The organism is Candidatus Vampirococcus lugosii (assembly GCF_018420025.1).
In the GTDB taxonomy this organism is placed as follows: Bacteria; Patescibacteriota; Gracilibacteria; order Absconditabacterales; family Absconditicoccaceae; genus Vampirococcus; species Vampirococcus lugosii.
This window is the reverse complement of the sequence record NZ_JAEDAM010000062.1, coordinates 1-10,288: the sequence shown is the minus strand read 5'-3', so window position 1 is coordinate 10,288 and position 10,288 is coordinate 1. Positions and strand designations below refer to the sequence as shown.

The 10,288-nt window shown below is 21.2% G+C and carries 10 protein-coding genes; 9 read left to right on the top strand and 1 reads right to left on the bottom strand.

All coding sequences use genetic code 25. The annotated features are described in order from the left end of the window. A partial coding sequence (locus VAMP_RS04240; RefSeq protein ID WP_213349679.1) for a hypothetical protein occupies positions 1 to 239 on the bottom strand: 239 nt, incomplete at its 3' end. A 312-nt stretch (positions 240 to 551) separates the two neighbouring features. Between VAMP_RS04240 and VAMP_RS04235 the strand changes: the two genes are divergently transcribed. From VAMP_RS04235 to VAMP_RS04195, 9 genes are all read left to right on the top strand, one after another. Continuing rightward, entirely contained in the window at positions 552 to 2,042 is a 1,491-nt protein-coding gene (locus VAMP_RS04235) for an Rnase Y domain-containing protein (RefSeq protein WP_213349677.1), read from the top strand. A gap of 27 nt (positions 2,043 to 2,069) precedes the next feature. Continuing rightward, positions 2,070 to 2,840, top strand: coding sequence for a hypothetical protein (locus VAMP_RS04230; protein WP_213349675.1), 771 nt, complete (start codon positions 2,070 to 2,072; stop codon positions 2,838 to 2,840). A 59-nt stretch (positions 2,841 to 2,899) separates the two neighbouring features. Continuing rightward, positions 2,900 to 4,423 carry a hypothetical protein gene (locus tag VAMP_RS04225; protein ID WP_213349673.1) on the top strand — a complete coding sequence of 508 codons (1,524 nt, stop codon included), beginning with the start codon at positions 2,900 to 2,902 and terminating at the stop codon, positions 4,421 to 4,423. Between the two features lie 109 nt (positions 4,424 to 4,532). Then, complete coding sequence (locus VAMP_RS04220) at positions 4,533 to 5,393, top strand: DNA-methyltransferase (RefSeq protein WP_213349671.1); 861 nt, start codon at positions 4,533 to 4,535, stop codon at positions 5,391 to 5,393. A 3-nt stretch (positions 5,394 to 5,396) separates the two neighbouring features. After that, positions 5,397 to 6,317, top strand: a complete 921-nt coding sequence (locus VAMP_RS04215) for a type II restriction endonuclease (RefSeq protein WP_213349669.1) — start codon at positions 5,397 to 5,399, stop codon at positions 6,315 to 6,317. A gap of 449 nt (positions 6,318 to 6,766) precedes the next feature. Then, a complete protein-coding gene (locus VAMP_RS04210; RefSeq protein WP_213349667.1) occupies positions 6,767 to 7,297 on the top strand; it encodes a transposase in 531 nt (176 codons plus the stop codon). A 174-nt stretch (positions 7,298 to 7,471) separates the two neighbouring features. Beyond that, positions 7,472 to 7,888 (top strand): hypothetical protein, encoded by a 417-nt coding sequence (locus VAMP_RS04205; RefSeq protein ID WP_213349666.1) that lies wholly within the window; start codon positions 7,472 to 7,474, stop codon positions 7,886 to 7,888. Between the two features lie 11 nt (positions 7,889 to 7,899). Next, positions 7,900 to 9,228 (top strand): histidine--tRNA ligase, encoded by a 1,329-nt coding sequence (gene hisS, locus VAMP_RS04200; RefSeq protein ID WP_213349664.1) that lies wholly within the window; start codon positions 7,900 to 7,902, stop codon positions 9,226 to 9,228. Positions 9,229 to 9,240: 12 nt separating this feature from the next. Next, complete coding sequence (locus VAMP_RS04195; protein WP_213349662.1) at positions 9,241 to 9,897, top strand: hypothetical protein; 657 nt, start codon at positions 9,241 to 9,243, stop codon at positions 9,895 to 9,897. Positions 9,898 to 10,288 lie beyond the last annotated feature (391 nt).

Genomic DNA, 10,288 nt, shown 5'->3' with positions numbered 1-10,288 from the left:
CTATTACTTATCAATAAATTATGTATTGTTTTAGTTTTATCTATATAATATCATTTTTCATTTATAAATGTTTTGAAATCTTGTGTTCATATCAATATCTTTTTCATCTCTTTATTTTTTAATATTACTAAATCTCTTTCATTATATTTTTTTCTTTCACAAAATCAACATCTTTTCCTCGCCCGGGCGGGAATAATTATTTTTTTAGTTGATTTTATTTTTAAAATCAGTAAAAACAATATACAATTAATATATAAATTATATAATAAACTAGAAATATTTTTTAAATCTAAACTTTAAACTAGATTTAATAAATATATTAAAATATAAATTATGATAAATAAATATTAAAATTTTTTAGAACATAAGTTAAGAATAATTTAAATTTATTAATTTTTTACAATAACTTAATTAAATATATTTTAAGTTTTAAAACATATCAATTTAAATATAGCAATTTTATTAATACAATTATTGTATTTACAAAATAATTTATTTTTTAATAAAATATAATATATTAATTAATTTTAATTAGATAAAAAAATAAAAAGATGACTATATTAAACATCATAATACCAATATTGGTATTAGTTTTGTGAGTTTTTATTTGAAAGTTTATATATGAAACTTATGTAAATAAAAAAGAAAAAAAACTTGATGAAAGGTTGGAAAAAATAGATTTGGAATATATTTCTATAATAGATAAAGCGGACAAAAAAGCTAATTCAATAATAGAACAGGCAAATAAAGAATATGAACAAAAACTTAAAAGAATTGAAACTTTGGAAGATAGAATAACAAAAAAAGAAGAAAAAGTTGAAGAAAAAATATCTTCTTTGAATGAAGAAGAAAAAAAATTAATTCAAAAAAAAGAAAGTTTAGACAATATAGAAAATAAACAATTAGAACTTTTGGAAAAAATTTCTTGATATACTAAAGATGAAGCTAAAGACAGAATTTATTCTTTTGTAGAAAGTACATATTCAAAAGATCTTGCTAATTTTATTGATAAACAAAAAACTTTGAAAAAAGAAGTTGCTATGAAAGAAGCAGCAAGTATTATATCAAAAGTTTTACCAAGAGTTGGTATGAATCAAGTAAGTGAATTTACTATATCAACTATAGATATTCCAAATGATGAAACTAAATGAAAAATTATTGGTAAAGAATGAAGAAATATATCTTTTTTTGAAAAGATTACTTGAGCAGAAGTAATAATAGATGACACACCTTTGGTTGTAAATATTTCTTGTTTTGATCCAGAAAAAAGATATGTAGCTTGAGAAACATTAAAAAGATTAGTAAAAGATGGTAGAATAAATCCATTATATATCGAATCTACCTACAATGATGTATTAAGTAGTATAGATGATTTTATTATTGAAAAAGGTAAAGAAGCATTGACTATTCTTAATTTGCCTATAATGAAATCAGATATAGTTTATATGATTTGACAATTTTATTTTAGATATAGTTATTGACAAAATTTATGGATTCACAGTATTGAAGTTGCTAGAATAGCAGAATGAATAGCAAATGAACTTGGTTTGGATTGACAATTAGCAAAAAAAGCATGATTGTTGCACGATATAGGTAAACTTAAAGCATGAATATGAATGGCACATGCAAAAATTGGTTGAGAAATACTTAGACAATATTGATTTTACTCAATTACAATAAATTCTGCTGAATGACATCATTTTGATGTTCCTCTTGTTGATCCTATTTCTTGGATAGTTACAGCATCAGATACAATTAGTGCCGCTAGACCATGAGCTAGATTCAATACTAAAAATATGTTTATTGAAAGAATGGAAAACTTGGAAAATCTAGTTACAGAGTTTGATTGAGTAGAAAAAGTATATATAATGCAAGCAGGTAGAGAAATAATGACTTTTGTTGATTCTAATAAAGTTAGCGAATATGAATTTGAAAAACTTATAATGTCTATAGCAAAAAAAATTGAAGATCAATTAGATTATCCTGGTAATGTAAGAGTTGTATGAATAAGAGAAAGTAAAATAACAACATATATAAGATAAATTTTTAAATATATTTAAAAAATAAATATGTATCCTTATATTAATATAGCATGAAATAATATATATATGACATGAATATGAGTAGTAATTTTTATTATTAGTGTAATTTTTTTAATTAATTTTTATTCAAAAAGATTTAATATTAATTTTTGGAAATTTTTTAATTGGCTACCTATCTTTTTAATATTGCCTTATATTTTGTGATGATATTTTTATAATTTATTTAAATATAATTTAGTAATTCCTTTAAGTTTGAATGATTTATTTATTATTCTTTCTCCATATGGCTATGAATTTAATTTTATTTGAATTACATTATGATTAATTATTGCTTTGAGTATGTTTTTGAAAAAAATAGATCTAAGAATAGAGAAACTCAAATGGATAGATGTATTTTTTTATAGTATATCTTTATCTTTAGTTCCTTTTTGAATATTTTTGCTTTTATGAGATAATTTTATATGAAGACCAACATCTAGTGTATTTGGTGTATCTACTTTTTTGCAAGATAGTGTTTTATATAATTATGATATGGTATATCCTGTATGATTATTTTTATCTTTACTTTGAATTAGTATTTTTATTATATGATTAATCTTGAATTACATATTTAGAAGATATTGAATATGAATTTTTTGATTTATATTTTTATCTATTATGATTAATTTAGTTTTTTATTTTCAATTATATGATAAAATTTTAGTTACGGAAATGTTTTGATACACATTTGATATTAAAAATTATCGAACTATTTTTATATCTTTATATTTTGTATATCTTTATTTTAGATTAAGATAAAAAATAATTATAATATTATTTTAAAGTTTAATATTTAATTATAAATATATTATTGAAATATGAAAATTATTTTTTCTTCCAAAGATAGTTTGTACAAAATTTTTAAAACTTTGGAAAAAATTCCAAATAATAAAAGTGTAGAAATAGTAATTGATCCTAAAAATATTATATTTGAGAATAAATGGTTATGAAAACAAATATTGGATATATTAGATACAAAAAGTATTGATTATGTTTTTTTGTGTAAATCAAAAACTTTATCACAATATTATAAATCTATATGAGCAAATTATGAAGAAATAGAGTTAAATCCATTTTTAAAATTTTTTAAAAAAATTAAAGATTTTTTTCTATATTCATCAGAACTTCAAAAATTTATATTTAAACAAAAATCTACATTTTGATATTTTATTATTTTTTTGGAAACTTTTTTTATTTTAGTTATTTTTTATTATTTTTATCTATATGTTACTCCATCTGCTAGTATATATATAAAATCATCTTATGAACCACAAAATATTACTTACAACTTCAGATATGTTCCTCAAGAAGATTATGATACTTTTACAAATATGTCTCAAATTATTATTCCATATAATATAAAATCTAAAATATTGGATTATTCAATTTCTATTGATGTAGAAAATATTAAATATAGTCAAGAACCATCAAGTTGAACTATTACTATATATAATGATACTAAATTTGATTACTCTTTAGTTTCAAATACTAGATTAATAACTGATTCTTGACTAATTTTTAGAACTAAATCATGGGTAAACATTCCTCCTGCTAATGATGATTGACCTTGAAATGTTGTTGTAGAAGTTGTAGCAGATAGTAAAGATGAATTTGGGGAAGTAATTTGAGCAAGATGAAATATATCTCAATCTGATACATTATATATCAAAAATTTGCCCGAATCTAATATAGCAAAAAATATATATGCATATCCCAATGAAAAATTTGTATGATGAAAAACTGAAAAAGAATGAGAAGTTACACAAGCAGATTTGGATACTATAAATACTTATTTGGAAGATCATATAAAAAGTAATATAAATTCTTTTGCAAGTTCTTTGATAGATAAAGAAAATGAAATTTTATTACATTTTCAAGATTTTATTGATGTAGAAATATTAGATAAACAAATAAAACAGGAAGTTGGTGATAAAGTTTATAGTATTGATTGAAAAGTTAATTTCAAAATTAATGTAGCTTACATAAAATGGAATGATATGTTAAATGCAGTAAAAAAATTTATGAAAACTAGAAAATCTAAAAATTATAATTTGATAGATATTAATAAAGATAGTATTATTTTTTATGAAAATAATAAATCAGATTGATATTATATAATTCCTACTAGTATAGATGTAGTACTATGATATGATTTCAAAAGAGATATGTCAGCATTAAAAGATGAAATATCGTCTTTAATATTAGGTAAAACAGCTTCACAAGCAAAAAATATTATAATTTGATATGATGAAATAGATGTATGAATCATTAGAATTACTCCTCCATGGTATGAAAATTTGCCATCTATATCTTCTAGAATAAAAATAATAGTAGATGATTAAAATTAAACTTTTAATATATTTTTATAATAAATATTTTTTATAACTAAATGAAAAGTTACAAAATTTTATAAAATAGAAATATATTATTTTAAAACTTATACTAAATAATATGCAAAAACCATATTACGAAAAACCAAAATTTACACTTTATCAAGCTAATAGTTTGGATATTTTAAATAGTATGCCAGAAAATTCTGTAGATATGATTTTTGCCGATCCTCCTTATTTTCTTTCAAGTGGAAGTTTTACTTGTCAAAATGGGAAAATGGTAAGTGTAAAAAAAGGAGATTGGGATATGTGTAATGGGACAAAACAAAATTTTGAATTTCATCTTACATGGATTGAGGCTTGTAAAAGAGTTTTAAAACCAAATGGAACAATTTGGATTTCAGGGACATATCATTCTATTTATCAATGTGGATTTGCCTTGCAAGTAAATAAATTTCATATTTTAAATGATATTGCATGGCTAAAGCCAAATGCTTCACCAAATTTGAGTTGTCGTTTTTTTACTGCCAGTCATGAGACTTTGATTTGGGCATGAAAAGATAAAAAAGCAAAACATACTTTCAATTATAAAACTATGGTAAATTGGGAAAATAATTATACTAAAGAAATTAAATGTAATCATTGTGGAAAAAAAGATAGATATGAAGTTATGCACGAGAAAGGAAAACAAATGAGAAGTGTGTGGTCTATTTTAACTCCAAGTAAAATTGAAAAAACTTTTGGAAAACATCCTACTCAAAAATCAATAGAATTATTAAAAAGAATCGTTTTAGCTAGTACAAATAAAGGAGATACAATTCTAGATCCATTCACGGGAAGTTCTACAACAGGTCTTGCCTCTTATTTGTTTGGTAGAAAGTTTATTGGGATAGATCTTGAAAAAGAATATCTTGATTTGTCTATTAAAAGATTTGAAGAATTGGACAAAAACTTAAAAAATAAATTTAATTCTAAAAAATAAACTATGAAAAACATTACATTTTATAAATCAGTATTAAATTTAGAGTCAGAAGAACAAGTTTTTGATTTTTTGATTTCTAATTTAAAACCAAGCAATACTATTTGGTCATATTTTGTTAATTGGGAAAAAGTTTTAAAAAACACAAAACAGATTGAACTTGCTTTAAATGCTCTAAACTATTTGATCGGAAAAGAAAATTTTGATGATGAATTTAGATTTTTGATAAAAGAAAATCCAAGTATTGCAAAAGTACTTCCTGCTTTGGTTGTTAGAGACGGAAGCAATAAAAAGAATTTCAAAATTTTAGTTGATTATCAAAATAAAAAACTTGTTTATGAAAATTTTGATTTTTCTAAAAAAGAAATTAAGGATGAAGATATTGAAAAATATTTACATTTTGTAAAAGAAACAGGATTAAAATCTTTGATTGTAAATAAAAGGTTGAAAAATTTAGTTGATTATATGATAGGAGTTGAAGCTGGCTTAGACAGTAATGCAAGAAAAAATCGTGGTGGACATGCAATGGAAAATATTGTAGAAGTTTTTATCAAAGATGTTTGCGAAAAATGTAATTACAAGTATCTAAAAGAAGCTAATTCTGAAAAAATCAAAAAAGAATTAGGTTATGATGTACCAGTTGATAAATCTTCAAGAAGATATGATTTTGTTATAGATAACGGAAAAGAACTTTTTATTATTGAGACAAATTTTTATGGTGGAGGTGGTTCAAAACTAAAATCTACAGCAGGAGAATATAGAAATTTATTTGATGTTTTGAACGGACAATATAAATTTTTCTGGATAACAGACGGTTTTGGTTGGCAAAAAACACAAAAACCTTTAAGAGAAAATTTTGATCATAATGATTATATTTTTAATTTAGCAATGCTTGAGAAAGGAGTTTTAGAGTTTTTAACAAAATAATTATGTAATCAATTATTTATTAATAATAAAAACTTTTATTTCAAGTTAATTTACTATATATAGTAAAAAAAATAGAGTTATATTTAACTACTCTATTTTTTTATATACAAAATTTAATTAATAAAAACTGATACATTTCATAAACCAAGTTTTACACAACTTCATATACCCAAAAACTTCATAGAATTTAAAGTTAAATAAAGTGCATTCCTAATTTCTAAATCATCAATATTATTATAATACTAAACATATCAAACTAATCAAGATTTAAGAGATTTTTTTAGTTTTAATTGTTTAGTTATAATTGAAAATTCTCATAATATATATTATTTTTTAAAAAATTTTTAAATTTATTTTCATCATATCATACATTATATGTAATATAGACTAGCGTTATTTATACAAAAAGATATAATAGATAAAATTTATATTTATGTAAAAAACAAAATATGAATATACATATAACATGTACTCAAAAAAAAGAACATAAAAATCAGAGACTAACAGAAAAGAATCGTAAACATATTCGAAAACTATATTGTGATCAATGGTCTGTTGTGGATTTGGCAAATAAATATAATATAAGCAGACCAACAGTGTATAAAGTGATAAAGAGAGCTAGAGTAAAAGAATTTCAGATACGTAATTCAACAAACACAAGATTTAGATGATTAGCATACTGATTTAAAAGATTATCAAAAATTGAAAAGAAAACATTAAAGAAGAAAAATGCACAAGCAAGAAGATACAATAAAACATATCCATGAGAAATGTTTCATATGGATACAAAAAAACTACCTTACATAAAAGACGATAAAGAAAAAATTAAAGAATATTTATTTGTATGAATTGATGATTTTAGTAGAGAACTTTATGTTCATATTACAATAGACAAAACCAAATTTTCCGCATTAATATATCATATAATTTCTAATCAAGTATACATTACTTTTTTAATTAATATCATAAATATTTTTTAAATTTCCATTAATTTTACATTTTTTGTTTATTGTTTTTATTAGTTTCTAACTATATTTTTAGAAATTTTTATATTTTTTAATTGAAGAAAATTAGAATTATTGTATTGATTTTTTGTGTATTTTATGTATAAAGTGTTTTTATATTACATTTATATAAATTGAATTTATTTTTTTATGGACAAAAATTTTGAGCTTTTTTTGGATATTAACCAAATTGTAGCAAAGAATAATTTTGATAAAATTGTTAGCAATATATCATCAAATACTGAATATAGATTAATTACTTTTTCAACTTTATGATATTTGTTTGTTAATTACCAACTGTTGTGTCAAGACAAAATAAATCTTGAAAGATTTTTTAGTTATTCTGATATTTATTGTGATGATTATGTTTTTAAAAATTGATTTTGATTAGAATCTGTTTTTTATATATATTCAAATTTAGAAAAGAATAAAAAATATTATTCAAAATCAATTTTAGTAGTTGATAAAGAATATGTTGAATATTTTATAAAAAAAATGTGAAAAGAAAGATTTATTTATATAGAAAAAGAAATACAAGATAATAAATGATTTATATTTGTTATATAATATAAAATATTATGTTTAAAGTATGATGATTTAATGAATATAGTATTGAAAATCAAGTTGTTTATGATGCTTTTTTGGATTTAATTGAACTTAATTTTAAAAAATTTAATTATAATCATATTGAAACTCCAGTAGTAGAAAAAAATGAAGTTTTACTTTCAAAATGATGAGAAGATATAAGTAAACAAATTTTTGGACTTTATTGATTGGCTCAGTGAGTAGATGATATAAAAAAATATTCTCTTCGTTTTGATCAAACAATTCCTTTTGCTAGATTTGTTGTAGATAATTTTTCAAATTTACTTTTCCCTTTCAAAAAATATCAAATATGAAAAGTGCGAAGATGAGAAAGACAGCAAAAATGAAGGTTTAAAGAATTTACTCAAGCTGATATTGATGTTATACGAAATCAAAAAAAGTTTGATAATCTATTCTATTATGATGCAGAAATTATTGCCATTTTGTATATGACAATATTTGATATTGTTGGTGTTTGTGATAAAAAAATAGATTTTACAGTAAATATTAATAATAAATTAATAATAGAAAGTATTTTAAAAAAAATATCTTCAAGTGAAATTATAGAAAAAAAACTTGTATGAATCGTTGATAAATTTCATAAATTATCTAAATCTAATTTTATTGAAGAATTATCAAAAAATTCTGTATCTGATGAGGATATTGATTTTCTTGTTTCAATATTATCAAAAGAAATTTTTTTTGAAGATCTTCCAGATATCTTAAATTTAATTGATGATGATAATTATAAAAAATGAGTAAACGATTTAATTTCTTTATTAGAAATTTTATTATCAATTTCTTCAAGTTTAGGTATTAATATAAAATATAAAATTGATTTTTCTATAATAAGAGGTTTGGATTATTATACAGGAACTGTTTTTGAAATATTTATAGATGAGTTTCCAGAGTTTTGAAGTATTTGTTCATGATGAAGGTATGATAAACTTACAAATTCATTATCTTCCAAAATAAATTGTTCTTGAGTTGGTGGAAGTATTGGTATTGATAGGCTTTATTCTATTTTTTTGGATAAAAAAATTACTTTTTCTCAAAAAGATTTTCAAACTTGACCTGATTATTTTTTTTTAAATTTTGATGAGACCAACAAAGAAATATTGTCTATAATGTTATCATTTTTAAAAAAATGAAAAAGTGTAGAAATTTATCCTTTTGAAGATAAGTTTAAAAAACAATTAGATTTTGCAAATAAAAGATTAAGTAAAAATGTTGTTATATTTTGACAAAATGAAAAAAGTAATAATTATTATATTATTAAAAATATGAAAACATGAAATGAACAGAAAATTTTAATTAATTAATATTATCAATAAATGACTGAAAATAATGATTATCTATCGAGTAATTTAATTAAAAATATGTCTTTTGGTGAAACTAGAAAATTAATATCTTCCATTTCATATCAAGGAATATGTTGACTATTTTCTTCCAACAAAAATCAATTATATTGTCTTACCAAAAGACATTTTTTAATATTAGTTTCAAAAGTAAACATTAGTACTAATTATGATTATAAAATACATCTTCTTGATAAGAAATGAGTTATACAAGAAACAAAATTTTTGGATTGTAATAAAATAAATTCTACTTTGGAATGAATTCATTTTTGAATAAGTGTAGGAAGACAAAATCATTGAAATTTAATTAGAAATTTTATAATAAATAGAGCAGGGGATTTATTGCTTTTTGAAAATACTTTTGCATTTGATAGGAGAGTTTCTTCATTATTAGTTTGAAATAATAAAGTAGATTGAGATATATTGGATTATTGTATTGATAGAACTAATTTAATTATTATGGTTTTAAAAAATAATTTGAGTATAGCTTTTTCAGTAGAATGAAATACAGCAAAAGTTTTGAAATATTGAGAATTTGATGTATTTGATTCTTTTTCTCCTCAATCAAATAAATTTAAAATTTTTGATGATGTAGGAAATTTTAAAGAGATAGATGCTAATCAATTAGTTTAATATTTTTTTGTATAGTAGAAAAGTGTAATGATATTATTCAAATAGACTCCTTATAAAAATTTAGATGTAAGTTTTAAAAATATTACTCAAAAAAATAATATAGTCGTATATCAAAATTGGCATTAAGTAAGCTACAATAATTTATATTTTTTCAAAAACATTATACCATATCTTTTTCATAATCTATTTGGACTCAATACAAGTAGTTTAACTAAATGCATAAAATTTATTATACATTTTTTTAAAAAGTCAAAAAAGGACTTGAAAAAAGACGGGAAATAGTTATATTGCTGACTACTTGAATCGAGATTAAATTAGATATTGATTGTAAGTAGAAAAAAGTCAAAAAAGGACTTGAAAAAAGACGGGAAATAGTTATATTGCTGACTAC